Origin of the sequence: Saccharibacillus deserti, from assembly GCF_013618475.1 — a bacterium.
Taxonomy (GTDB): domain Bacteria; phylum Bacillota; class Bacilli; order Paenibacillales; family Paenibacillaceae; genus Saccharibacillus; species Saccharibacillus deserti.
This window is the reverse complement of sequence record NZ_JABJVN010000004.1, coordinates 139,354-164,251: the sequence shown is the minus strand read 5'-3', so window position 1 is coordinate 164,251 and position 24,898 is coordinate 139,354. Positions and strand designations below refer to the sequence as shown.

The 24,898-nt window shown below is 58.1% G+C and carries 25 protein-coding genes; 22 read left to right on the top strand and 3 right to left on the bottom strand.

The window, feature by feature from the left end; all coding sequences use genetic code 11:
- The first annotated feature begins 166 nt into the window (after positions 1 to 166).
- The 10 genes from selD to HOP44_RS12580 all read left to right on the top strand — a co-directional run bounded on the left by selD (position 167) and on the right by HOP44_RS12580 (position 9,316).
- Positions 167 to 1,216 (top strand): selenide, water dikinase SelD, encoded by a 1,050-nt coding sequence (gene selD / locus HOP44_RS12625; protein WP_172253856.1) that lies wholly within the window; start codon positions 167 to 169, stop codon positions 1,214 to 1,216.
- 26 nt (positions 1,217 to 1,242) lie between these two features.
- The gene (gene mnmH, locus HOP44_RS12620) at positions 1,243 to 2,292 is read left to right on the top strand and encodes a tRNA 2-selenouridine(34) synthase MnmH (protein ID WP_172253854.1); all 1,050 of its coding nucleotides are present in this window, start codon (positions 1,243 to 1,245) and stop codon (positions 2,290 to 2,292) included.
- Positions 2,293 to 2,510: 218 nt separating this feature from the next.
- Positions 2,511 to 3,149 (top strand): deoxynucleoside kinase, encoded by a 639-nt coding sequence (locus HOP44_RS12615; protein ID WP_172253852.1) that lies wholly within the window; start codon positions 2,511 to 2,513, stop codon positions 3,147 to 3,149.
- Positions 3,150 to 3,200: 51 nt separating this feature from the next.
- A complete protein-coding gene (locus tag HOP44_RS12610) occupies positions 3,201 to 3,881 on the top strand; it encodes a deoxynucleoside kinase (RefSeq protein WP_172253850.1) in 681 nt (226 codons plus the stop codon).
- 21 nt (positions 3,882 to 3,902) lie between these two features.
- The gene (locus HOP44_RS12605; protein ID WP_172253848.1) at positions 3,903 to 4,610 is read left to right on the top strand and encodes a hypothetical protein; all 708 of its coding nucleotides are present in this window, start codon (positions 3,903 to 3,905) and stop codon (positions 4,608 to 4,610) included.
- 128 nt (positions 4,611 to 4,738) lie between these two features.
- Positions 4,739 to 5,587: an undecaprenyl-diphosphate phosphatase gene (locus HOP44_RS12600; RefSeq protein ID WP_172253847.1), complete on the top strand. Its 849-nt coding sequence runs from the start codon at positions 4,739 to 4,741 to the stop codon at positions 5,585 to 5,587.
- Positions 5,588 to 5,730: 143 nt separating this feature from the next.
- Positions 5,731 to 6,318, top strand: coding sequence for a hypothetical protein (locus HOP44_RS12595; protein ID WP_172253846.1), 588 nt, complete (start codon positions 5,731 to 5,733; stop codon positions 6,316 to 6,318).
- 237 nt (positions 6,319 to 6,555) lie between these two features.
- Complete coding sequence (locus HOP44_RS12590; RefSeq protein WP_172253845.1) at positions 6,556 to 7,449, top strand: L,D-transpeptidase family protein; 894 nt, start codon at positions 6,556 to 6,558, stop codon at positions 7,447 to 7,449.
- A gap of 217 nt (positions 7,450 to 7,666) precedes the next feature.
- Complete coding sequence (aroD, locus tag HOP44_RS12585; RefSeq protein WP_172253844.1) at positions 7,667 to 8,425, top strand: type I 3-dehydroquinate dehydratase; 759 nt, start codon at positions 7,667 to 7,669, stop codon at positions 8,423 to 8,425.
- A 312-nt stretch (positions 8,426 to 8,737) separates the two neighbouring features.
- Positions 8,738 to 9,316, top strand: a complete 579-nt coding sequence (locus tag HOP44_RS12580) for a hypothetical protein (protein ID WP_172253843.1) — start codon at positions 8,738 to 8,740, stop codon at positions 9,314 to 9,316.
- A gap of 161 nt (positions 9,317 to 9,477) precedes the next feature.
- Here the strand turns inward: HOP44_RS12580 and HOP44_RS12575 are convergent, their stop codons facing one another.
- On the bottom strand, positions 9,478 to 11,277 hold the full coding sequence (locus HOP44_RS12575; RefSeq protein WP_172253842.1) for a DUF4127 family protein: 1,800 nt from the start codon (positions 11,275 to 11,277) through the stop codon (positions 9,478 to 9,480).
- A 255-nt stretch (positions 11,278 to 11,532) separates the two neighbouring features.
- On the opposite strand from HOP44_RS12575, the gene HOP44_RS12570 reads away from it, so the two are divergent.
- The 9 genes from HOP44_RS12570 to HOP44_RS12535 all read left to right on the top strand — a co-directional run bounded on the left by HOP44_RS12570 (position 11,533) and on the right by HOP44_RS12535 (position 16,548).
- On the top strand, positions 11,533 to 11,868 hold the full coding sequence (locus tag HOP44_RS12570) for an RNA polymerase sigma factor (protein ID WP_172253841.1): 336 nt from the start codon (positions 11,533 to 11,535) through the stop codon (positions 11,866 to 11,868).
- The gene (locus HOP44_RS12565; RefSeq protein WP_172253840.1) at positions 11,865 to 12,044 is read left to right on the top strand and encodes a helix-turn-helix domain-containing protein; all 180 of its coding nucleotides are present in this window, start codon (positions 11,865 to 11,867) and stop codon (positions 12,042 to 12,044) included. The genes HOP44_RS12570 and HOP44_RS12565 overlap by 4 nt, the downstream gene beginning before the upstream one ends.
- Positions 12,045 to 12,153: 109 nt before the next feature.
- Positions 12,154 to 12,579: a MarR family winged helix-turn-helix transcriptional regulator gene (locus HOP44_RS12560; protein WP_172253839.1), complete on the top strand. Its 426-nt coding sequence runs from the start codon at positions 12,154 to 12,156 to the stop codon at positions 12,577 to 12,579.
- Positions 12,580 to 12,671: 92 nt separating this feature from the next.
- Positions 12,672 to 13,781, top strand: a complete 1,110-nt coding sequence (locus HOP44_RS12555) for a YhgE/Pip domain-containing protein (protein ID WP_246369774.1) — start codon at positions 12,672 to 12,674, stop codon at positions 13,779 to 13,781.
- Positions 13,782 to 14,118: 337 nt separating this feature from the next.
- Positions 14,119 to 14,496 carry an Asp23/Gls24 family envelope stress response protein gene (locus tag HOP44_RS12550; RefSeq protein WP_172253837.1) on the top strand — a complete coding sequence of 126 codons (378 nt, stop codon included), beginning with the start codon at positions 14,119 to 14,121 and terminating at the stop codon, positions 14,494 to 14,496.
- Positions 14,497 to 14,518: 22 nt separating this feature from the next.
- Positions 14,519 to 14,755: a hypothetical protein gene (locus HOP44_RS23270; RefSeq protein ID WP_425501864.1), complete on the top strand. Its 237-nt coding sequence runs from the start codon at positions 14,519 to 14,521 to the stop codon at positions 14,753 to 14,755.
- Complete coding sequence (locus HOP44_RS23265) at positions 14,752 to 15,006, top strand: GNAT family N-acetyltransferase (protein WP_425501863.1); 255 nt, start codon at positions 14,752 to 14,754, stop codon at positions 15,004 to 15,006. Before HOP44_RS23270 ends, HOP44_RS23265 begins: the two co-directional genes overlap by 4 nt.
- Positions 15,007 to 15,131: 125 nt before the next feature.
- Positions 15,132 to 16,019: a radical SAM/SPASM domain-containing protein gene (locus tag HOP44_RS12540; RefSeq protein ID WP_172195772.1), complete on the top strand. Its 888-nt coding sequence runs from the start codon at positions 15,132 to 15,134 to the stop codon at positions 16,017 to 16,019.
- A gap of 52 nt (positions 16,020 to 16,071) precedes the next feature.
- Complete coding sequence (locus HOP44_RS12535; RefSeq protein ID WP_246369773.1) at positions 16,072 to 16,548, top strand: GNAT family N-acetyltransferase; 477 nt, start codon at positions 16,072 to 16,074, stop codon at positions 16,546 to 16,548.
- An 82-nt stretch (positions 16,549 to 16,630) separates the two neighbouring features.
- On the opposite strand, the gene HOP44_RS12530 is transcribed toward HOP44_RS12535, so the two are convergent.
- On the bottom strand, positions 16,631 to 16,999 hold the full coding sequence (locus tag HOP44_RS12530; RefSeq protein ID WP_172253835.1) for a VOC family protein: 369 nt from the start codon (positions 16,997 to 16,999) through the stop codon (positions 16,631 to 16,633).
- Between the two features lie 216 nt (positions 17,000 to 17,215).
- Here HOP44_RS12530 and HOP44_RS12525 point away from each other — a divergent pair, with 216 nt between their 5' ends.
- From HOP44_RS12525 to HOP44_RS12515, 3 genes are all read left to right on the top strand, one after another.
- The gene (locus HOP44_RS12525) at positions 17,216 to 18,550 is read left to right on the top strand and encodes an acyl-CoA dehydrogenase family protein (protein ID WP_172253833.1); all 1,335 of its coding nucleotides are present in this window, start codon (positions 17,216 to 17,218) and stop codon (positions 18,548 to 18,550) included.
- Positions 18,551 to 18,696: 146 nt separating this feature from the next.
- Entirely contained in the window at positions 18,697 to 19,119 is a 423-nt protein-coding gene (locus HOP44_RS12520; RefSeq protein ID WP_172253831.1) for a hypothetical protein, read from the top strand.
- A 37-nt stretch (positions 19,120 to 19,156) separates the two neighbouring features.
- Positions 19,157 to 24,244 carry a DUF4132 domain-containing protein gene (locus HOP44_RS12515; RefSeq protein WP_172253829.1) on the top strand — a complete coding sequence of 1,696 codons (5,088 nt, stop codon included), beginning with the start codon at positions 19,157 to 19,159 and terminating at the stop codon, positions 24,242 to 24,244.
- On the opposite strand, the gene HOP44_RS12510 is transcribed toward HOP44_RS12515, so the two are convergent.
- On the bottom strand, positions 24,207 to 24,839 hold the full coding sequence (locus HOP44_RS12510; protein ID WP_172253828.1) for a hypothetical protein: 633 nt from the start codon (positions 24,837 to 24,839) through the stop codon (positions 24,207 to 24,209). The two genes, HOP44_RS12515 and HOP44_RS12510, sit on opposite strands and share 38 nt — an antisense overlap.
- Between the last annotated feature and the right edge of the window lie 59 nt (positions 24,840 to 24,898).

Below are 24,898 nucleotides of genomic sequence, written 5' to 3'. Positions count from 1 at the left end.
ATGGATGGGTACCAGGGACTGCAGAACCTTCGGAACCTGCCTGAAACGCGAAATATTCCGGTATGGGCATTGAGTTCTTATCTGCCGAACGCAGCGGCGGTCGGAAAAGTGGTAGAATAGGAAGCGAACAGCCGATAGCAAGCAGCGACAGAAAGGAAGATCTGTAATGTCCATACCCGAAAAAATCAAATTGACTTCGCTTTCCTCCAAAGGCGGCTGCGGCTGCAAGATCGGGCCGGCCGATCTGGCGGAGGTGCTGCGCAAGCTTCCGCCGCAGGCGGCAAATCCGAATCTGCTCGTCGGACTCGATACGAGCGACGATGCGGGCGTGTACCGGCTGACCGATGATCTTGCGCTCGTTCAGACGCTGGACTTCTTCACGCCGATCGTCGATGATCCGTACGATTTCGGCCAGGTGGCCGCGGCCAACGCGATCAGCGATATTTACGCGATGGGCGGGCGTCCTCTGACGGCGCTGAACATTGTCGCTTTTCCGATCCATACGCTCGAAAAGTCGGTCCTGACCGAGATTCTGCGCGGGGCGGGCGACAAGATGGCGGAAGCCGGCGTGACGCTTGTCGGCGGGCATTCGATCGACGACAAAGAGCCGAAATTCGGCCTGGCCGTGACGGGAACCGTGCATCCGGACCGGATTCGGACGAATGCCGGAGCCAAAGCCGGAGATACCCTGATTCTGACCAAGCCGATCGGCGTAGGCATTCTGACCACGTCGATCAAAAAAGATCTGCTGAGCGAAGAAGAAATCGCACGCGTTACTTCCGTCATGGCGACGCTGAACAAGACGGCCGCCGAGACGATGGAACCGTATGACGTCAACGCTTGTACCGATGTAACGGGATTCGGTCTGTTGGGCCATGCGGTCGAGATGGCCAAAGGCAGCGGCATGGGGATCGTGATCCGCTCGGCGGACGTCCCGCTGCTGCCGAGAGTACGCGAGCTGGCCGAGGGCGGTTCCGTGCCGGGCGGCACCCGCAATAATCACGATCACGTCCAGCCGGACGTTTCGTTCCCGGATGACCTGGACCAGATCGGCCGATGGATCCTGTGCGATGCGGTCACGTCGGGCGGACTGCTGATTGCCGCTCCGGGCGACCAGGCGGACGAGCTGTTGGAACGCCTGCAAGCCGCCGGCGTCGAAGCTTCGGCGATCGGGAGCGTCACCTCCGAGAATCCCGGCCGTATTACGGTCATCTAGCCGGTCCGACAAAGGAGAGAACCGATTTGTTTCAAGACATTACGATAGAAGAACTTCTTGTCAAACGCTCGAACGGCGAGATCGCGGCGATCGATGTCCGGTCTCCGTCCGAATACCGCAGCGCGTCCATACCGGGCAGTCTGAATATCCCGCTGTTCGACGATGAAGAGCGTGCGGAAGTCGGCACGCTCTATACACAGACAGGGGTCGAAGCGGCCAAAGAACGCGGTCTTCGTATCGCTTCGGCCAAACTGCCGGAATTTGTCCGGCAGTTCAAAGAAATCGAAGGGCCCAAAGCCGTGTTCTGCTGGCGCGGCGGCATGCGCAGCCGGACGACAGCGACCGTGCTCGATTTGATGGGCATACGCGTCTATCGGCTGAACGGCGGTTTCCGCGCTTATCGCAAATGGGTCGTGGCCCGGTTGGAGAACTTCGAGCTGAACGCGCAGGCGTATGTGCTTGGAGGAAATACCGGCAGCGGCAAGACGGCTGCCCTTCAGAGGCTGCAGGCAGAAGGATACCCGGTTGTCGACCTGGAAAATATGGCGGGACACCGCGGTTCCGTATTTGGCGGGATCGGCGTTGAAGCCCGCAATCAGAAGACATTCGACGCTCTGCTGCTGGAACGGCTGCTTGAGGTTGCCGACTCGCCCTATATTCTGCTCGAAGCCGAAAGCAAACGAATCGGCAGGATCGAAGTTCCCGCTTTTCTCATGCGCAAAAAAGAAGAAGGCGTACAGATTCGCGTCGGTCTTCCCATGGAAGAGCGCGTCCGTCATATTCTCGAAGATTACCGGCCCCAAGAGCATGCCGAGGCCTGCATGGCGTCTTTTCTCCGGATCAAAGCCTATATCCACCAGCCGGTTGCCGCCGAAATCCATCGCTTGATGGAGAGCGGCGAGTATGCCGATGCCGTACGCATGATGCTGGAATCGTATTACGATCCCAAATACGATTATTCCGCGGACGGTCTGGATCCGGAATCGGTACGGGAGATCCGTGCCGCTACGGTTGAAGAAGCCGTGCAGCGGATCAAAGACATTCTCGCGGAGAAAGCTGCAGCCGAGCGTTCCTAGGGCTGCATCCTCCGTGCACACACTTTCTTTGCGTGCGTTGAAGACCCTGCGGGGTCTTTTTTGCGTGCCGTGTTTTGGCGGACAATTTTCGGATTGGTTATCCGGTTTTGCCCGATGCTGTGATACAATGGCTTACGCCGCGTCTTCGGGTTTGGAAACGCGACTTCTTTTATTTTTGGACCAAAGCCGCATCAAGCGGCGGAAGCAGGAGGATTTACATGAACCAGATTCCTTTTATCGCGGTCGAAGGGCCGATCGGAGCGGGGAAGACGACGCTCGCCACCCTTTTGGCCGCGGAATTGAATATGCCTTTGCTCAAAGAAATCGTCGAAGAAAATCCGTTTATGGAAAGGTTCTATCAGAACCTGGACGAATGGAGTTTCCAGCTCGAGATGTTCTTCCTGTGCAACCGGTACAAACAGCTCGGCGACGCCGAAGCCCATTGGATCCGGCAGGGCAAACCGCTGGTGTCCGACTATCATATTTACAAAAACCTGATTTTCTCCGAACGGACCCTCAAAGGGCGCGAGCGCGAGAAGTATCGGCAGATTTACCATGTGCTGACGGACGATCTGGTGAAGCCCGACGTGATCGTCTATATCAAAGCCAGTCTGGAGACGCTTCTGGCCCGTATTGCCAAAAGAGGACGTTCTTTCGAGCAGGATATGGACCGGGCCTATCTGGAGCAGCTGATTGAAGATTACGAGTCGGCGATGGCATCGCTGGCCGTCACGGAGCCCGATACCGTTATTCTGACCATCGACGGCGACGCTACGGATTTTGTGGCCGATCCGGAACACTTCGCCGATATCGCCGCCCGCGTCAAAGCAAGTATTGCGCACAGAAACTTTAGCTGATCGACGTCCGCACGGACTATTTTATCGAACAAAAGGAGCCTGACCTGACTTATGACATCCCCATCCCTGTTTGCTGTTCCTTCCGACGCCCTGATTACCGTAGCCGGAACGGTCGGTGTCGGCAAATCGACATTGACCGCGGCTCTCGCGGAGCGGCTCGGCTTCAAGACTTCCCTGGAAAAAGTCGACCATAATCCGTATCTCGAGAAGTTCTACCACGACTTCGAACGCTGGAGCTTCCATCTGCAGATCTACTTCCTGGCCGAGCGCTTCAAAGAGCAGAAAGCGATCTTCGAAGCGGGCGGCGGATTTGTCCAGGATCGTTCGATTTATGAAGACACCGGCATTTTTGCCAAAATGCATGCCGATCAGGGCACGATGTCCGCAGTCGACTACGAAACGTACACCAGCTTGTTCGAAGCGATGGTGATGACGCCGTACTTCCCTCATCCGGATGTGCTGGTCTATCTGGAAGGCAGCCTGCCGTCCATTCTGGGACGAATCAACGAGCGCGGCCGCGAGATGGAGATCCAGACCGAAGTCACCTATTGGGAAAAAATGCACGGCCGCTATGCCGACTGGATCGGCGGATTCTCCGCCTGTCCGGTGCTGCGCCTGAATATCGACGAGTACGATGTCAACGATCCGGCTTCGCTGGACCAGATTCTGGTCAAAGTCGGAGAGAAAATCGCGGAATCCCGCAGGGAGAAAGCGAATCTGAACGTCCAATAACCGAAGCGGAGGTGGCGGCGTATGAACCTGTTCCGAATGTCGCCGTTCGTCGGGGAAAGAAGCCGGCTGGACGACTTTCTGCGCGACTGCTTCGTCAGTATCGGGTACCCGGGGATCGGAAGTCTGGAAAACGCGGAAGCGGCGGAGGTTTCTAAGCGGCTTAATCGGGTGTATGGATATGAGGGGAACGTGCTGAAGTCGAGGCTTGGGAGCGTAGAAGCGTTCGTTCGGGACATGAACGACGGCGACTATGTTCTGCTTCCCTGCGGCGGAAGGACCTGGCTGGGCGATCTGGGCGATTATTATTATCGCGACGATTACGACAGCAAGGAAGAAGCGACCTGCCACCGTCGTGGCGTGACCTGGCTGGGCGTGCTGCCGACCGCGGCGCTAAGCCCTGCGCTGCGCGAATTTTTGCGGGCAGCGGAATCCGGCCAGGTCGAGGACGGCACGGTCGCGCGCTTTGCGCTGCCGGCCGAGCAGGCCGGGCTCGAGGCGTTTGCCGCCCAGGCACCGGGCGGCATGCTGCCGGGATTCAAACCGGAAGCGCTGCCCGCGCCGGAGCGCGAAAGCGAAGTGCAGCAGGCGGAGGCCTGCGGCAGCGCCGCTGCGCTCGTCGGCGAAGAGACGCTGAAGGAAGCGGTCGCCGTGCTGCGGGAGGCGCTGCACGGCGGCGATCCGCTGCTGCGCGTGCGGGCGGCCGAAGCCCTGCTCCGGTATGCGAAATAACGTACGGAGGCCGGGACTTGCCCCGGCCGTACTGCCGTGCATGCAAAGCGCTGGATTGCTCGGCCGCCGCCGTGCTAAAATTGGAAGGGCCTTTAATACGATAAAAGAAAGCGGAGAGGCGGGAGAAAGTGGATTGGGATTTATTTTCTTTGTTTAAGGCGCTGATCTTGGGGTTCGTCGAAGGGATGACCGAGTTTGCGCCGGTATCGTCGACCGGTCATATGATTATCGTCGACGACCTGTGGTTGAAATCCAAAGAGCTGCTCGGTTCCAGGGAAGTGGCGAATACCTTCAAGGTCGTCATTCAGTTGGGTTCGATTCTGGCGGTCGTCATCTTGTTCCGTGAAAAGTTCTATCAGCTGCTCGGGCTGCGCGGACGGCATTCGGGTGCGCCTGCAGGCACGCCCAAGCTGAATCTGCTGCATGTGCTGATCGGACTGCTGCCGGCGGCTGTTCTCGGACTGCTGTTCAACGATTATATCGATGAGCATTTGTTCTCGCTGAGCACGGTACTGGGCGCCTTGGTGGTCGGAGCGGTTCTTATGATCGTGGCGGATATCGTCATGCGCAATTCCAAACGCAAAGTGATCGAAAGCGTCGATGAGATTACATACGGAAAAGCCCTCTACATGGGATTGTTTCAATGCGTCTCGCTCTGGCCGGGCTTCTCGCGTTCCGGGGCCACGATCTCGGGCGGCGTGCTGGTCGGCATGAGCCACCGGGCTTCGGCCGATTTCACTTTTATTATGGCCGTTCCGATCATGCTGGGAGCAAGTCTGGTCTCGCTGCGTCACAGCTGGGAATATTTCACGCTGGATTCGCTGCCGTTCTTCATTGTAGGTTTCATCAGCGCGTTCGTGTTCGCCATGATCTCGATCCGCTTCTTCCTGAAGCTGATTAACCGGATCAAGCTTGTGCCGTTTGCGATTTACCGGATTGTGCTCGCGGCCATCATCTACTTCGTCTGGTTCTTCTAAGGGCCGGAAGGCGCTGCCATCTTCCACCCCAAGCCTGTACGGCTCTGAAGCCGTACGGGCTTTTTGCCGTACTTTCCAGGCTGCAACCCCGAGGCGAAGCAAACGTATACTCTATCATTCCCGTCCCAAAGGAGAGACCGTGCATGCCAATCGGACAACTGATGAAAAATCTGATCAAAGGTCTCGTCTTCCTTTTTTATTTTCCGATCTATCTCATCCAGGTCGCCGGCGGATGGCTGTGGAACCAAGTGCTGGACCCGGCTCTTTCCTGGCTGATGCTGCGGATTGTGCTGCCGGTTTGGTCCTGGATTTGGCGCTTTGTACTGGAGCCGCTGTGGACCTACCTGTTCCGTATTCCCGGACTTTGGCTGTGGGAGAAGCTGCTGCGGCCGTTTCTTCTGTTTTTGTGGTCGTATCTGGCGTATCCCTTTTTCTACTATGTGCTGTACATTCCGCTGCGCTTGGTCTGGATCTACGGGCTGCGCGGATTCTATAGGCATATCCTGCTCCCGGTGGTAAACGCATGCCGAATCGCGGCGGCCTGGCTGGGGAGAACGCTGGCCGCTTTATGGCAGTTCCTTGTCCTGCGTCCTCTCCGCTGGCTGTGGCGCACCCTGATTGTTCGGCCGGTTCGCTGGCTCTATCGGACGCTGCTGCACCCTCCGCTGGCCTGGTTAAGACGCGAAGTGCTGCAGCCGATTGCCGGATGGTTCAAGGAATGGTTCCGGTAAAAAGCGGGATTGCGGCGGCGCAGGCAAAAGATACAGTTTTGTCTCTTTTGCACAAATCGATAGCACACGGCTTGGTTTAGGGTAAAATAAAACGGCGATGTTCTTAAAATCCAGCGTGAACGAGGCAAATTTTGTCGATTTGTGCAACTTATCTCGAATCATTCGCGTCTAATTGGAAAGAGACATCCGATCTACAGCGTGTCCGAGGACACGACGCATCAGAAGGGGGAAAGACAAATGAAGAATTTAAGAAAATGGACGGCCGCGCTTACGCTGCTGGCTTTGTTCATCGGAAGCTTCTCCTTCGCAGGAGCCGCTCAGGCTGCGGGAAGCGGAGAACAGCTGATCATCATCAACAAAAAGACGAACCAATTGGCCTTTTTCGATAATGGGAAGCTGAACTCGACCTTCCCGGTGGCAACCGGAAAAACGAAAGACCTCACTCCGGAAGGTAAATTCGAGATCGTGAACAAAATCAAGAACCGTCCTTATTACAAGGACAATATCCCGGGCGGCGATCCGAGGAACCCGCTGGGCGACCGCTGGATCGGCCTTGAAGTCGGCAGCACGTACGGCACGACTTATGCGATCCACGGCAACAACAACGAGAACTCGATCGGCAAGTACGTAAGCGCCGGCTGTATCCGGATGCACACGGCCGATATCCACTGGCTGTTCGATCAGGTCAACAAAGGCACGTACGCGGTTATCACTTCGTCGAGCCTGAGCTTCGAGCAGATCGCGGCCAACAACGGCTACGCCCTGAACGGCGACGGTAAATTCACAGGCAGCGTGTTCGTTAACGGCAAACTCGAAGCGATGAAGAACGATATCGTAACGCTGGATTCCCGTCTGTACATGCCGCTGCGCGAAGGCTTCCAAATGCTTGGCGGTAAAGTTGACTGGAACGCCAAAACGATGACCGTCACGGCAAAAGTAGGCGGCAAAACGATCGTACACAAAGCCAAGAGCAAAACGGCAAAAGTGAACGGCAAAACGCTCAATATGACGGCTTCCCGCTTTGTCGGCAACAAGCTGTACATCCCGCTGCGCGACGTATCCAAGCTGTCCGGCTACACGGTCAAATGGTACGGCACCGAAAACGTCGTATCGCTGATCGCGCCGAAGTAAGCAGGTCGCACGGGATTGCGAAGCTTCGGCTTCCAAGACCAGCCGGTTTCGTTTTTACCGAAGCATCCAACCGCCTTTTCCCTTATGGGGAAGAGGCGGTTTTGCTTATGCGCGGAGAAACAAGATAGAGCACAACTCTCACTGGCAATTAACGCGGATATGCGTTACCGTAATAGAAAGAACAACCGGACGGCCGGGCGAAAGGGGCAGAAGCAGTATGAATCGGATCGTGGAAGTCAGAGGGGTGCGCCTGGGAGAAGGGCTCCCGAAAATTTGTGTGTCGATGACCGGAAAGAATCGGGAAGAGCTGCAGGAAGAAGCGGAACGGCTGAGGACTCTTGATCTGGATATCGTGGAATGGCGGGTGGATTTCTTCGAAGCGTGCGGCTCGGTCGAAGCCGTGCTGGATAGGCTTGCCGAGCTGCGAGGTCTGTTGGGAGAGCTTCCGCTGATCTTCACTTTCCGCAGTCTGCGCGAAGGAGGACAGCGCGAGCTGCCGACGGATGTCTATCTCCGGATGAACCGGGAAGCTGCGGCTTCGGGCCATGCCGATCTGATCGATATCGAATTGTTCACCGGGGACGAAGAGGTTCGGGAGATGACCCGCGAACTGCATACGCTTGGCGTCTGCTCGATTGTGTCGAACCATGACTTCGACAAGACGCCGCCGAGAGAAGAACTTGTGTCCCGGCTGCGCCGGGCGCGCGAACTGGGCGGGGATCTGCCGAAGATCGCGGTGATGCCCCACAATGCCGGCGATGTACTGGCGCTGCTTGAAGCGACGCATATCGTCGCTTTGGAAGGCGAAGGTCCGATTATCACGATGTCGATGGATCGGATCGGCGCGGTCAGCCGGGTCGCGGGCGGGACGTTCGGTTCCGCGCTGACTTTCGGCGCGGCCCGGCAGGCATCCGCTCCCGGGCAGTTGGCTGCGGCGGAACTGCGCGGCATTCTGGCTGCCCTATACGGCGAATAACGGAGCGGGACGGAACACGGCTGCCTGAATCCGTACAAATAAGCTGCGTTAGCGTCATCCGTTTCATCTGCTGGGCCAAAGCCCGCAGCCTGCCGATCTCCGGCAGTCTGCGGGCTTTGGCGTTCTTCCATAAAAGCGGTACTTCATTTTGCTTCTTCTGTGTCTGGACAGCGCGTTCGGGCGTTGATCCAGTAAATTTAGATGGTTCAAAAAATAGATAAAACTTTGTGAAAAATATTACTTTATTCTCTTGACCCTTGTGATATATTGAACAAAGGTTGAGAGAACTTATTCATAAGGGGAGAATTAAAAATGAAAAAAGCAGTAAGCGTGGGTCTGGTATTGGGGATTGCTCTGTTGGCGGGATGCGGAAACAACGAAGAAGCCAAAACGGAAACACCGGCAGCGACCGAAACACCGGCTGCAGCCGAGACTCCGGCCAAAACCGAAACTCCAGCCGCAACCGATGCAGAAACGACGGCTTCGATCGTTAACGACAGCGATGCTTTCGTAAATGCAATCAGCGCCAAAGGCACATGGATCATCGCTGCGCTGAACGACCTGACGATCGATCAGGATCTGGTACTGGACGGACCCTTTGAAAATAAAGGCGAACCTGCCCGCAAAATCGCTCTGTACGCGCAGGATGCAGACCGCAATGTAACGGCCCGCTACACACTGACGGCTCCAAGACTGACAGTGAACAGCGAAAATGCACGTATTCAAGGCGGCACATTCAAAGGCGACGTGTACGTAACGGCCAACGGTTTCCAGGTGGTAGACGCTACCGTTGAAGGCAATCTGTACTTCTCGACTCAAGAACAACTGGACGCCTTCAAACTTGAAGACGGTGCGAAAGTAACCGGCGAAACGGCTGTCAAAGCCGAATAGTCCGGACACCCGGTCCGATATACGAATATACGAATGTACGAAGCCCCGAACCGCCAAGCGGTTCGGGGCTTTTTGATGTGCGGAAGGAAGTATAGAAGGCGACGCAGCGTCAAAATTGCTTCCAGCCCTGTCGAGCAATTTTGACGTTTCCGCGCCAGCTTTTACTCGCAGGCTCCCTGCGAGGTCCGTTCCAGATCGATCTCGGGATTCAGCGTGATCTCGAACGCGCGCCACCAGAGGAAGTTCGGGTTGGTCTCCGGCAGCAGGGCTGCGGCGTACTGCGCGTAGCGCCAGTCGCGGGAGTTCGGGCCCGCTTCGCCTTCGGGAACGCCGAAGCGGCGGATAGCGCAGGCCGGGGAACTAGTGCCGATACCGAAAGCCGGCATGGCGGCAAGTTCCTTCGTGCGCGTCTGCATGTCGGTGCGAAGCAGCTGCGTCAGGAAGTCGTAATCTTCCGGCGTGTTGAAAATGCGCATGTTCTGGTCGGCGGTCACGTTCGTGTACGGCGTACGGGCGCGAGATTCGGTCCGGATGACGCCGATTTCAAGCGATTTGTACGAATAGTCTTTGAGGAAACGCTTGAACAGCAGCGAGCCGTGCGCGTCGAGCGCGAGGCCGAGCGGACGCTCCTGGGTTTCCCGGCGAAGGAAAAAGAAACGGGACAGCGCCATGCCAAGCGACATGCCGATCTTGTTGCCGGCCGTGTTCCAGGCGCTGTAGCCCAGCAGACTTCCGGTCGCCGGCGAATTCAGCAGCACCGGCGTCACGACGGGACCCGCCGAGCCGCCCCGCGTGAAATCGACGACAAGCGTCGGGATTTGCGCCGCGCGGTTGGCTTCGATATGCGCGACCGCTTCGCCGATCGCGTCTTCGCCGGTCAGCGCGATCAGTTCCAGCTCGAACGGCGTATCTGCCGCTTCGACCGGCGGCGCGAGCGGAGAACGTCCATCGCCGACGTAGGTGCCGCCCGCGATATCGATATGCCGCAGGATATTCTGGTGCACATCCATATACTCGTACGGATTGACGATCTCGGCTCCGTCCCGGCCGAAGTAACGAACCGCGACAACCGGTTTTGCGGGCGCGCTCGTATCCGCGTGCAGGCGGGCAGCCATCCGGGCCATCAGGACATGGCCCAAGCCGTCGGCATCCGGCAGAATGACGGCGCGATCCGGATTTTGTCCGCCGCCGCCGCCGAGCCATTCGTCGATGCGCGCTTCGATCCAGTCGATTTCGTTCGCCTGCACGCCCTGCGTCGAAGCGTCGTCCACGCCGATTGCGGCAAAATCGATACCCGCATCCCGAACCAGCGTTTCCAGCACCCGGCGGTTCGTCTTGAATTTGTGGCGGCGCGCATTGTAATACCGTTCCTTGTTCAGATGGACGGTCTCTTCGTACGGGGTCCCGTCGGGTTTCAGATCATAGCCGCTCAGGATCGCATCGAATTCGGTCTGCGAAAGCCGCGGCTTCATCGTCAGCGCCCGGGATTCGTTGTACACCTCGATACTCAGGCCTTCGGCCATCGTCGTGGTCGCCAGCCGCATGACCGTATCGAGCAGGAAGACCGGCTTATCGGGATAATCGCGCTTCAGCCCGGCGATCGTGCCCAGCAGTCCGTCTACGGCCGGATCGTAATTCGGATAGTCGCCGCCGGCATCGTCGCGCAGGCGACGGCTGCCGATCAGCCCGCCGTAGACCAGCATATCGGTCGAGATAATGAAGCCGTCGGCTTCCGCGGCATGCTGCTGCAAGAACTGCCGCACACCGGCCGGGTCGCCGTATACCGCGCCGCTCGTTCCGACCACTTCGGTACCTTCGATCTCGCCCGTATCGTCCATACGGTTGCGAATGACAGACGCTTCCGGCGTCAGAACCTGCAGCCCCGCCGCTTTTCCCTGCAGGATCACATCGTCGAGATTGGCCGGACGATCGTCCAAAGGTACATACACTACTTTTTTCATCGTAATCGCTCCTTGTTGTTCGATTCGGCTCCGCCGCCGGCTGGCGGCGATTTCCGTCTTCATTACAGAAGGAGGGAATTCGGCTCCTTTTACAACCGTTTATCCAAAAAAATAAAAAGCCCCTCTATCGATGTACGTTCCGTTTCGTTAAACGTTGTGCCCTTTCCGGGAAATGGTTCTATCCAAAAGGCAAAGGTTATAATATAGATAATAGGAACATTTGTTCTTATTCGATTTGAAAGGAGATGCAGGGCGATGCGCGAGACGATCGGATATTATCGGGAAGAACTTCAGCGAACGGCCTGGCGTGCGGCTTATCATCAACGGAAGCGGCTGTACCGGGAGAGAAACGCGGTCGAATCGGAGGAATGGGAGCGCCTGCCGGCACACGACCCGGAAGAGACGGAGCGTTCCGTCTACGAGTGGATCGATTCGATTCCTTTTGACAAAGGCAGACAGGTGATGGAAGCGTTGTTTTTGCAGGGGAAAACGGAAGCGGAAACAGCCGACATGATGCGGATCAGCCAGCAGGGGGTGAATAAATGGAAACACAAATCGCTGGAGCATCTGCGCCGGACGCTGAATTCGTGAGCTTGGTCGAACGTTCGCGTGCCGGAGACCCAGACGCGCTGCTGGAAATCGTGGCGCTGCTCGAACCGGATATCGCGGAGCTGAGCCGGCGCATGCGGATGGAACGCAGCGATGCGGCGCAGACGCTTCGAACCCGGCTGATCGGGTTGGTCCTGCAAAAGCCTTTTAAATTTTAAATTGACTTTGCTCCGATTCGCCCGATATAATAGCAGATGCAATAGATGCACATGCAATTATAAAAACGGCCGAATATGAAGCATGCTTACCCGCCAAAGGAGAATGAAGATGGACAATGCTGCCGATACGCTGGGTTTTCTGCTGTCGCGCACTTATCTGGCTTATGCCAAACGAGCAGGCAAGGTGACTTCTTCGGAAGACATGACACCCGAACAGTACGGTGTGCTGCACCGCTTGACGCTGGCCGACGGCGTTTCGCAGAAAAAGCTGGCCGAGATTCATTCCCGCGACCAGACTTCGATCAGCAAAGTGCTGGACAAGCTGGAACACAAAAAAATGATCGTGCGCCGGAGCAACCCGTCCGACCGGCGAAGCGTACTGGTGTATTTGACGGAAAAAGGACGGGAAGTCGAACAGGTGCTGACTCCGCTGATGGAAGCGCAGAACCGGGGAGCGATCGAAGGATTGACGGAAGAAGAGTTGAATTTGTTCATTCGGGTACTGGACCGAATTTTCGGCAATGTATCCGGATGACTTTTTTTATCCAAATAGATGCACATTCAACCATTCAAATTTGAGTCACTGTTTGATACAGGCCCGACTTACAAGAGGAGAGAATTTTTTTAATGAACCAAGCTTTCAAGACTATGATGAGTATCACGACGACCCGGATCGGGATCGTCTTCGCGCTGTTCGTTCCGCTGCTGTTCGTGCTGCTGTGGATGACCGGTTATCAGGATGCGACCCAGCGGATCGACCGTCTGCAGGTGGCGATCGTCAATGAGGCCGGCGAAGCCGGTGCCGCCATCTCGCAGCAGATCGAGGCTTCCGCGCCTTTTGGCACAGAAATCGTCGCCGATCTTGACCAAGCCGTGTCCGCGATGGACAGCGGAGACTATTCGATGGTAATCCGTATTCCGGCCGACTTCGCGGCGTCGCTTCAACAAGGCTCGGCCAAGCTCGTCTACACGATCAATCAGGGGACGTCCGAAGTGGCGGCCGCGATGATGGAAGGCGCGGCCTCGCAGCTGACCGAAGGCATGAATACGGCGATTGCCGGAGGAAGCGCGAGTATGCCGGTACAGGCCGAAATCGTCAAGACGCATGACCAGGGCAACTTTGCCGTTACCATGCTGCCGATGATCCTCGGCTTCATTCCGTATATCGCGATGATGACCATGAATATCCAGTTCAATATTACGGCGCAGATCATGAAGCACCGTACAGGAAAATGGGCGGTTTTCTGGAGCCGCCAGCTGCTTCTGCTGCTGATCTGCGCCGCCGCTCCGCTTGTGATCGTGAGCGTGGCCCGGCTGTTTGTAGAGCCGGCCGCACCGCTGTGGAGCATGTGGCTGATGCTCGGCTGCGTCTTCCTGGCAAGCGCCTGCCTGACCCAGATGAGCTTCGCGCTGCTGGGCAACGTCGCCCCGCTGTTCAATGTGGCGCTTGTGCCGCTTCAGCTCATGACGGCGGGCAATATTATTCCGGCGGCCATGCTGGCGCCGTTTTATCGGCATCTCGGCAGCTTCCTGCCGGCGCCAAACGGTATTCAGGGCTTTATGCGTCTGATCTACAACGGAGACGGAGCGGGTGTGTTCGCCTGGCATCTGCTGCTGATCGCGCTGGTTACCTGGGCGATTACGCTGCTGCGGACCTATCTGCAGCCGGCGAACCCGGTTCCGGCGGCCGCTGCGCAGCAGACAGGCGCTCCGGGCAAACCGTCTGCGGCTCACTGACAGGCTGAAAGGTAAGGCGGCAAGGATGAAGCCGGCACAGCCGGCACGAGAAGCGGGCACTCTCCAGCAGAGTGCCCGCTTTTTTTGTGTATACACGAAAACCCGGCGGCAGGCGGAAAAGTTGATTTTGGCGGATAGAGCGGTTAATATAGAAAAAAGAATGATAGATATAACTATCAAAAGATAGTTTATATGATCGTATCTGGAGTTGTATCTGCAAAAGGAGATTCGACGAATCGGCCGGCTTCGGAGCCGGAAAAGGCTGCGCGGTGCAGGGGAATCAGGGCGGTAGATCGTCGATAACGAAACGGGCCTGCGCCCTGAAGGAGGATCACCTATGAAAATCGAAACGGGTTACGGCAGCATCCGCGTAGCCGAGAAGGCGCTTCAGAAGATTGTAGCCGGCGCGCTGGCGCAGACGGAGGGCATCGTGCTCAAGGAAGAGGAGGCCGCGGGAACTCCGGAGCGGCTTCGTGCAGCCGCCAAAAGCGGCCGGATCGCGCTGCATATCCGCGAAACGACGCTTGATGTGGAGCTTCGGGTCGATATGCGGTTCGGTGTGCGCATCCCCGAAGTCTGCCGGCATCTCAAGCAAAATGTCCGTACCGGGATCGAGACGCTGGCCGGATTTACCGTCGGAACGGTAACGATTATCGTCGAGAGTCTGATCGGAAAACGGGTCGACCGGGGCGGGGAAGCTCTGACTATTCAATAGAAACCAAGGAGAGTGTTCTGTCATGCCGACAATCGTAAAAGCCGATCCGAGTTCACCGGTAGGCGCCAAGCTGCCCATGATGGCGATGGGAGGAACGGCAAATACCCTGATCGGCAGCCGCAACGACCGGAAGGTGCAGCGCATCATGCGCAAGCCGTGGCGCGCGGGCGGCAACCGCTTCAGCCACGAGTACGCTTATGAAGCCGAGCATGCAGACGAAACGATGGGCGTTGTCACCTGCTGGCTTGTATCGGATTGAAGGAAGGGCTCGGCGATGAGTTCCATATCGCGGCCCTGGCGGCCATGCCGCAGAGCCGGGGTCTTGGAACCGGATCGAAAATGATCGCTTTTGCCGAAGAAGAAGCTCTCCGCCAGCGATTTACGGCCTGCTCGCTCACGGTCAGTCTCGGAAATCCGGACGCCAAACGGCTGTACGAACGGCTCGGTTACCGCGTCACGGAAGAACTGCCCGGCATGTCGCTGCAGCGGATGCGCAAAGCGCTGATCTGAGCCCGGAGAAGATCCCGACCGTGCCTCCTGCCGATTTGGGGAATGAGTTTTTTCGGGACTTGAGCTTTTGCTCCCCGGAACACATAATAGACACAGAACCTACATCGGGAATGGAGCGTCAACTTTTGAAAACATTCAAGAAAGTCTATATCGAAATCACGAGCGTCTGCAATTTGTCCTGCCATTTCTGCCCGCCGACAGCCCGTCAGGCCAAGTTCATCAAGCCCGAGACCTTCGCGCAGATTCTGGACAAGATCGATCCGCATACGAACCATATCTATCTGCATGTCAAAGGCGAACCGCTGCTGCATCCGAAGATCGATGTGCTGCTGGATTTGGCGCATGAACGCGGCTTCCACGTCAATATCACGACAAACGGCACCTTGATTGCCAAGAACCGCGACAAGCTGCTGGGCAAGCCGGCGCTGCGCCAGATGAACTTTTCGCTGCACAGCTTCGACGGCCACGCCGGTTCGACCGACCGCAACGGCTACCTGGCCGATATCCTCTCGTTCGTGCGCGACGCTTCGGAGCATGAAGTGTCGGGCAAGCTGATCTTCTCGTTCCGCCTGTGGAATCTCACCGAAGACAATATGACCAATGCCGCACGCAGCCGCAACCGCGAGACGCTGGAGCTGATCGAGCGCGAATACGATCTGGATTACCGGATCGAAGAACGGTTCGAGCGCGGCAAAGGGCTCAAGGTCTCGGGCAACGTCTATCTGAATCAGGATCACGAGTTCCAGTGGCCGAGCCTCAGCGCGCCGGAAGACGACGGCAAAGGGTTCTGCCACGCGCTGCGGAGCCATGCGGCTATTCTGGTCGACGGTACGGTTGTTCCGTGCTGCCTGGACGGAGAAGGCGTCATCAACCTCGGCAACGTTCTCGAGCAGGAGTTTTCCGAGATCGTGGAGAGCAAACGCGCCAACGATATCGTGTACGGATTCTCGCGCCGCGAGGCGGTAGAGGAGCTGTGCCGGAAGTGCGGGTACCGGAAGCGGTTCGGGGCTTGACGCAGAAGGAACAGTACGGCATGAAGGATCCATCAACAGAAGGAGGAGCTGCATGGAACAAGTTACCCTTGAACGGATGAACGAAGACGAATTCCGGTTGTTCAGAGCCCGTTCGGTCGTGGAATTCGCCCGGGACAAAGTGACGGCCGGCACCTGGACGGAAGAAGAATCGCTGGAGCTGTCCGAGGCCGTTTACCGCAAATACCTGCCGGACGGCGTACAGACGAAAGAGCATTATCTGTACGTGATCCGTTACGGAGCCGAGCCGACGAATATCGGCAGTGTCTGGCTGCACGTATCGGATGCGCCGGCGGGAACGCGTGCTTTTCTGTACGACATTATCCTCGAAGAATCGTACCGGGGCAGAGGCCTGGGACAGGCTACGATGCGTGTGCTCGACGAGGCGGCGCGTGCGCTGGGAGCTTCGACGATCGGTCTGCATGTATTCGGACATAATCCGACCGCCCTGCATGTCTATCAAAAGGCCGGGTACGCGATTACCGATTACCAGATGGAGAAGAAGCTGTAAGCCGGAAGACTTGAGGCATATACGAGCAAAAGCCTGACCCCTGCCCGAAGAACGGGCAGACGGTCAGGCTTTTTTCGGCGGATCAGGCTTTGCCGTGAAGAGTAATCAGATAGCCGTCCGGGTCGGCAAAAGTAAAGGTGCGCCCAAAAGGCCCATCAATCGGCGGAGAAGCAATCGCTACGCCCGCGGCCAGAAGCCGATCATGGATGTCCTGCGAATCGGGAGCCTGAAGCCACAGCGCGACGCCAAGTCCGGGCCGGGTGCCCGCGCCGAAGCCGACACCCGGGATCCGGTCGCGAAGAGCAAAGGCGATAGGCTTCGTCTCAAAGACTACGGCATGAGGAGGTCCCGCCTGCGAGCGAACCAGCCCAAGATGGTGTTGATAGAATTCGGCAGAACGTTCGAGATCGCTCACCTGCAAGGAAATAAAATCGGGTCCGGTTACTGACATGATAGCCTCCTGGGTATAAAAGTTTATTCTTTCGATGGGAATATCCGTATCCTACCAACCTGCTGCTGACAGCAGTGTGTCAGTAACCTTTGATTCAAAATAATCGATTTAGTTTTCGTATTCGCAAATCCGAGTCGTCCGCTTTGCTTTACGGAACCTTTTTTCTCTATAATAGAAGAAAGATCGGGACTGGACAGCGGAAGGGATGAGCGAATAATGAGGAAAAAAGCGATCGACGCGTTCGTCAGAAACGAACGCGAGGAGAAACTTGCGGCCTGGGCGGATGGTCTGGCGGAACGTTTCGCCGGGCGTGCGGCCAAACATGACCGCGAAGGTTCGTTTCCGTTCGAAAATTTCGAAGAACTCAAAGCGGCCGGGTACGCCAAGCTGACGCTTGCCCAAGAGCAGGGCGGCGACGGAGTATCTTTGTACGAGTGGCTGCTCGTGCAGGAACGCATCGCGCGCGGCGACGGTTCGACCGCGCTCAGCGCCGGCTGGCACGGAGGCATGATGCTGCACTACCGCGAGACGGATATTTGGCCGGAGCCGAGTTATTCCGACTTCTGCCGGGACGTGGTCGGTTTGGGTGCCATGGTCAACAAATTCGCCAGCGAACGCGCGACCGGCAGCCCGACCCGCGGAGGACGTCCGCAGACGACAGCCGTGCGCGTCGAAGGCGGCTGGAAACTGGCGGGCCGCAAAACGTACAGTACGCTTGGTCCGCTGCTGACGGACTATATCGTCAGCGCGGGAATCGACAATTCGCCGGAAGTCGGCGATTTCATCATCAGACTCTGCGCGTTGAACGGTGCAGACGTTACCGCCAGCGAATCGGCGGAAGCGCCTGCACCGGCCGGATCGCCGTTCGCTCCGGGCGGAGCGGCACTGCCCGGCGAAGCGGAAATTGCGCGGCGGGCCGAAGTTTCTCAGCGACGGGCGGCCGAACTTCGTACGGCCGCCGGCGTAACGCTGGAAGAAACATGGGATACCCTGGGCATGCGCGCGACCGGCAGCCACGATATCATTCTGGACGGAGTGTTCGTACCGGACGCACAAGTCATGGGAATTTATACACCGGGCCAAACCAAAGGCAGCATCGACGACGGGGACGGATGGATGCTCCATATTCCGGCCTGCTATCTCGGCATCGCGTACGCGGCGCGGGATTACGCGCTGAACTTCGCCAAGACGTATACGCCGAACAGCCTCAAGGAACCGATCTCCGCCCTGCCGCATATCCGGCAGTGGCTCGGCCAGATCGACAGCGAGCTGCGCCTGGCGCGCACGGCTCTGTACGATATCGCCGACCGCTGGGACCGTCTGCCGGAAGAACGGGCTTCGATGCGCCCGGAATTCGGCTGGGTCAAATACAATGCCACCCACCTGGCCGCGCAGGTCGTCGACAAAGCGATGAAGATCGTCGGCGGAGCCAGTTTGTCGAGAAACTTACCGCTGGAACGGTACTACCGCGATGTGCGGGCCGGTCTGCACAATCCTCCGATGGAAGATGCGGTGCTCCAGACGCTGGCACGTACGGCCCTAGACGAGTAGACGAGTAAAAGAGATCCGCCGCGGATGCGGCGGGTTTTTTTGTGTCCGGAATTCTGATAGAATAAATGTTGAAGAATAGGGGAACGTTTATTCGCTTTTTTGTAAAGAAATCGGCTTTTGGGCCGCAGCCGCGAGGAGGAACCACTATGAAGCTGACCGCAATCGTCAAAAGTTCCGGCCGCAAACGGGGAATCGCCGGGCGCGAGCTGGACCTTCCCGGCATGCCGCGCACGCTGCGCGAATTGATCGAACAAACGGCGCGGCTGATGGTCGAAGAATTCGCAGGGAAGAAGACAACCGGCAATCTGCTGCCTTATCTCACCGAACAGGAGATCGGCGAAGAGGCAGGCAGCGGACGGATCGGTTTCGGGGCCGTGTACGGGGAGAAATCGCCGGATGCCGATCAGGCGGTATCGGCCGCGATCCTGGCTTTTGAAGACGGGCTGTACCGCGTCTTTGTACGCCGCGAAGAAGTCACCGGTCTCGATGTGCCGCTCACGCTTGCGGACGGGGACGAAGTTGTATTTATGCGCTTTACGATGCTGGCCGGCGGCTATTGGGGCCGCTGACCGGATCGAACCCAGCGATCGAGGAGGCGAACGAATCATGAACGAAGAAGAGCGCATGAGGCAGGAGGAACGTTATTTCGAAGGCTTGAAGAGCCGGGCGCAGGAGCTTGGGGAACCCCACGCCGAAATTGCGGCCTGTCTGTACGAAATTTCCGGGAACGGCTATGTCCACGAGAATCAGGAAAGCGTGCGGGAGATGCGCCGGCTGCTTCTGAAGCGGGCCGAAGGTCATCCCGACACCCTGTTCAAGCCGCTGGAAGAAGCCGTATCCGTATGGATCGGGGACGAAGCCGGGCAGCGGGTACGCCGGATGGCGGAGCAGGCTGCCGACTATCCGTATGCGGTCGGCTACATGCGTCGTCCATTCCGGACTTCGGATCTATCCGCCCATTTGACGCGCATCCTGTCGCAGATCGTCGGACAGATGTGGCTGCAGGCTTCGGACTTCTCGCTGGACGACTATCTGACGCAGCGGGATTATTCGAGCGAGCGGACACGGGCTTTTTACCGGATCAGCCATACGCTTCCCGATCTGATCGCGCAGAAGCTCGACGCCAACGAGGCCGGGGTCGAGTCGGCGTTGCGGGATATCGTGCTCGGCGAGAACCAGACGGCCCTGCTCAGCCGCGAGATGATTGCCGGCATGCTGATGAGCCACCGCCCGGATCTGCACAAGAGTGTCGGAGATCTGCTCGTGGCGGCTCGCCTGCAGGAAGGACTGCGGCAGTCGATCGTGGAGAGCATGGATTTCGGTACACCGGAAGCGTTCCTGTATCTGCTGAGGCTGATTCTCGACAACGGATTCGTTCGTTATGCTTCGATTGTCCGCGCCGCCGGGGTCTGGACCGGGGTGCCTTTCGAAGCGGACGATCAGCGGGTGGTTACCAAGATGCTGGAACGGCTCTATACGGCGCTGGTCGACGCGCAGACGAGAGCCGATTGGCTGGACTCGAGCAATGCCCAGGAAGTTTATGTATCCCTGTTCGCCCAGGCGCTGGTCGAAGAAGCGGAGCTTCCGGGGCAGGTGCGCCGCATTATGGCGGGGAGCGAACATTACCGCAAGGTTGCGGCTCAATATGTCCTCTCGATGAGCCAGCATGCGGAACTTAAATACGCTTCGGCCGTCGAACTGCTGTACAGCGAAGAGCGTGATCCGGAGCTGCTGTATTGGATGCTGGTCAATTATACATATGAGTATAACGTCAATTGGACGATGGAAGACGATGAAGAATCGTTTCGGATGGGCACCGGACTCCGCAGACTTGGACTGGAGGAAGCGCCCGGGCTCGAAGACAAGGAAGAACGCCGCAGACAATTCGAGGCTTTCGCCGCCCTGCTGCAAAACGGCCCGGCCAAGCCGGTGAGCGGGACGTCCGGGGCGCTTGCTTTTCTGCCTTATGCCTACGATCCGTCCCAGGTGCTGCGCAAAATGATGTATCTGACCGCTTACGATATGGACGCGGAATGGACGGAGCGCTTGATCGGACTGTCGGGTTCGATGAGCGCCGACAACCGGCACGATCTGCTGAAGTTTTTCCTGATGGAGCCGGAGTCCGAGGTGCAAAGAGGATTTATTTTCGATACGCTGACGGACAAAAACATCCGCAACCGCGAGACGGCGCTCAAACGGGCAAGGACGCTCGAACTGAACGACAGCGAGCTTCGGCGCGTCGAGGCCGTGCTGAAGCTCAAGACGGGCTCGCTTCGGCAAAGCGCGACCGCCCTGCTGCTGAGCCAACCCCGGGCAGCGCTCGCAAGGACGCTGGACCGTCTGCTCGGCGCCAAGTCGGAGCTGCAGCGTCTGGCCGGTCTGGAGCTGCTGACGGAACTGTCCTCGGACGGAGAGCGCGCGGAAGATTACGAAGCGCTTCTTCCTCTTGCCGCCAAGGTGGCTCATCCGACGCCGAAGGAAGAACAGCTGCTGCAGAAGCTGGAGTCGCCTGCGGAGCGCAGCTTGTATACCGCCGAGAAAGGATTCGGTCTGTACGATGCGCATACGACCGAGCCGTGGCTGCTGGAGTCCTCGGGTCCGCAGGGCGAGTTCGGCCGGATCTTCTCGCTGGACGCGGAACGGGGCGAAGCGTTTATCCGCGGTCTGGATGAGCGGATTCATGAGCTGCGCGATACCGAATACGAAGTGGAATATTACGCGGAAGCCAAGGAAAAACTGCTGCTCGGCGCCGAATTCCGTCCGCTGTCCTACAACCGCGCCGGTTCTCACAATGCGGCTCTGGAGCAGGACTACAAGCGCGAGTCCGTACTGGATAACTATCCGCTGGCCGAAGAATGGCGGACCTACCTCGAAGAAAGCGGCCTGGGACCGGAAGAACGGCTTGCCCTGTACATGATAGCGGAAACGAAGTCGTTTGCCGGCATGCTGAGCGACCATTACAGCGAATTCGCCGCCCATTACGATTATCAGAAAATGCAGCGGCTGCCTTTCCTGTCGGATTGGCGGGAAGACTATGTAAGCGGCCTTTATCCGCTCGAGACCTTAAGGACGTTCTGGAAAATTCTCGACGAATGCCGTTATCCCGCCGCGGTCAGCCTGCTGATCGGCGCTTTTCTCGAGGACAGCGAGCCGGAAGTTTCCTACGAAGCGGCGGCTTCGGCCATGGAACGGCTGTTTGCCGAGTTTCCCGAGGATGCGCCGGGCAAAGACCGTCCCGCCTGGCTGGTGATAGCCAATGACTGGATGGCTCTCGTGCGCCGAAGAGTCTACGACGACGCTTCGTTCAAACGCAGCATCTCCCTGAGTTTCCGGTTCGACCAGACGCGCCGATCGTTCGACGAGCAGAGAGGTTCGTCTCTCGATATCCGCATGCTGTTCAAAGCCCACACGATGGGTCTGATCGGCGACAACGAAATCTATAAGCAGCTGCTCGGCAGCGAAGCCAACTATCTGCTTCGCAATATGACGTCCAGTCCGCCGGAAGAGCTTAAGCGGAGCGAACCGCTGCAGAAGATTCTGCGCAGCGTGGTCGACCGGCTGCTGGAGATCGAACTGGCGCGGGGAGACCTTGCGACCGAAGCGACTCCGCTTACCTTTTCCCTGCTGCGGATCGAAGGCATGGAAGCATTCATCCGGATTCTGGTCAGCCTCGGCGGCGAGACGTTTGTCCGCGGCTATATTTACGGTTACGGCGACAGCCTGACGAAGAAGGAGTCGCTCAGCGATCTGCTCAAGAACTGCCATCCGGCCAAAAGCGACGATGCGGCCAAACTGGCGGAGAGTCTTGTGGGTACGGGGATTTCGGAGCAGCGTCTGCTCGAAGCCGCCATGTACGCTCCGCAGTGGATCGAGATTGTGGCCGAATATCTGGACTGGCCGGGACTTCGCAGCGCCGCCTGGTATTTCCATGCGCACATCAACGAAAGCTTCTCGGCGGAAAAAGAAACGATCGTCGCGCATTATTCGCCGATCACGCCGCAGGAATTCAACGATGGAGCGTTCGATGTCCAGTGGTTTGAAGAAGCGTACGAGGCGATCGGAGCCGAGCGCTTCAAGCAGCTGTACGATTGTGCCAAATACATCTCGGGCGGCTCCAATCACCGCCGTTCGCAGCTGTTCGCGGATGCGGTACTGGGCAGGCTTAAGCTTGACGAGATTCGTGCTCAGGTGGCCTCCAAGCGAGGCAAAGACCAACTGCTGGCGTACAGTCTGATCCCGCTTGCCAAGAATCGGGAGAAAGATCTGCGCGAGCGTTACGATTATATCCAGAAGTTCCTGCTGGAAAGCCGCCAGTTCGGCGCCCAGCGCCGGGCCAGCGAAAGCGCGGCGGGCCGGATCGCGCTCGGCAACCTGGCCAGAAGCGCCGGTTATGCCGATGCCACGCGGCTGCAGTGGGATATGGAAGCAGGCAAAATGGACGAGCTGCGCGTCCATATGCAGCCGACCGAAATCGGCGATGTGCGGATGAAGCTGACGATCAACGATCGCGGACTGCCGGAGATCGAAGCGGAGAAGAACGGCAAACCGCTCAAATCGATCCCTTCGCGTCTGAACAAGGACGAGCATGTGCTGCGGCTAAAAGAAATCAAGACCGACCTGACCGAACAGCATCGGCGCTTCGTCCGCGAGCTGGAGCGCTCCATGGAAACGGAGGCGGTGTTCCGCGTATCCGAACTGCTCAAGCTGCACGGCAATCCCGTCGTCTCGCCGCTGCTGGATACGCTGGTCTTCCGTTTGGCGGATAAGACGGCGGAACGGCCGAAACTTGGCTATTTCCGGGCCGAAGAATCGGCGCTGGCCGATATCGAGAGCGGCGCGGGACTGCCGCTGCAGGCCGAAGCGGAGCTGGTGGTGGCCCACCCCGTCGATCTGTATGCGAGCGGACAATGGTCTTTGTTCCAGCGGAACTTGATCAAACGGGGTCTGCGGCCGGAACAGGCGCAGGCGCAGCGCCAGCCGTTCAAGCAGATCTTCCGTGAGCTGTACCTGCCGAATGCGGACGAGAAAGCCGCGGTCTTGTCGTCTTCCCGGTATGCGGGACATCAGGTACAGCCGAGCCGCACGGTCGCGCTGCTGCGCGGACGGGGCTGGACGGTCAGCTACGAAGAAGGACTGCAGAAGGTCGACTACGGACGCAATGTGATCGCGACGCTGTACGCGATGGCGGACTGGTTCTCTCCGGCGGATACGGAAGCGCCGACGCTCGAGCAGATTCAATTCAGCGACCGCCGTACGCACAAGCCGCTTCCGCTTGCCGGTCTTCCGCCGGTGCTGTTCTCCGAAATCATGCGCGACGCGGATCTTGTCGTGAGCATGGCGCATGTCGGCGGCGTCGATCCGGAAGCCAGCCTGACCACAATCGAGCTGCGCACGGCGATCGTGCGCGAGTCGCTGGATCTGCTCGGCACGGAGAATGTCCGTCTGGACGGCAGTTATGCCCGGATCGACGGAACGCTCGGCGAATATGCCGTGCATCTGGGCAGCGGGATCGCCTATAAGCAGGCGGCAGGCGCCCTGAATATCATTCCGGTGCATGGCGGTCAGCGCGGCCGTTTCTTCCTGCCTTTCCTCGACGAAGATCCGCGCACCGCGGAGATCCTGTCGAAGATCGTGCTGCTGGCCGAAGATACGAAGATCAAAGACCCGCAGATTCTGGAGCAGATCCGGGGCTGAGTCCAAGGTCCAATCCCAGCAGCCGGTCGATCCAGGCCTGCAGGCGCTGCTGCCGGAGCGGCTCAGTCTCGTCGATCGGCATCAGGAGATGGCGCTCTTCGGGCGGCAGCAGCGGGATAAGCCTCAGGGCGATCTTGTCGCCGTCGCCTTCGGATTGGCCCGCGTAATGGACATACAGCGCTTCGCCGGCGAGCGTATGCGTGATCAGGAAAGAAAATTCCAGTTCGCCCCGCACCGCTTCGGCGTGTGCGCGGATATTCGGATTTCCGAACGCATGCGTGCCTTTGAGTTGGCGGAACTTGTACAGAAACCCGTCCAGTTGGGCTTGGGTCAGATGATAATCCTCGGCAAAATAGCGTTCGAACGGCCGGCCGGGAGAAGTGTCGAAGGTTTCGAGATTCAAGATCAGCTCTGCGCCTTTGCGCAGAACCGGATGGGTGTAATCGGTCTGCGGCGCTTCAGAGACATAAGGTTTCAACAATGTGCGGACCAAATGGTCCATGTTGCCGTGGTCCAGGTCGGCACCGAAGGTGATGAGCAGCCTCCGGCTGCCCGCGCTTGGGGAATCAGGGATATCGTTCCCTCCTTTGTACATGATTTTTCGCAGTCGGGGATTCGGGGATTTGAACGCCCGGAAGCCGCTTTTCGTTACGG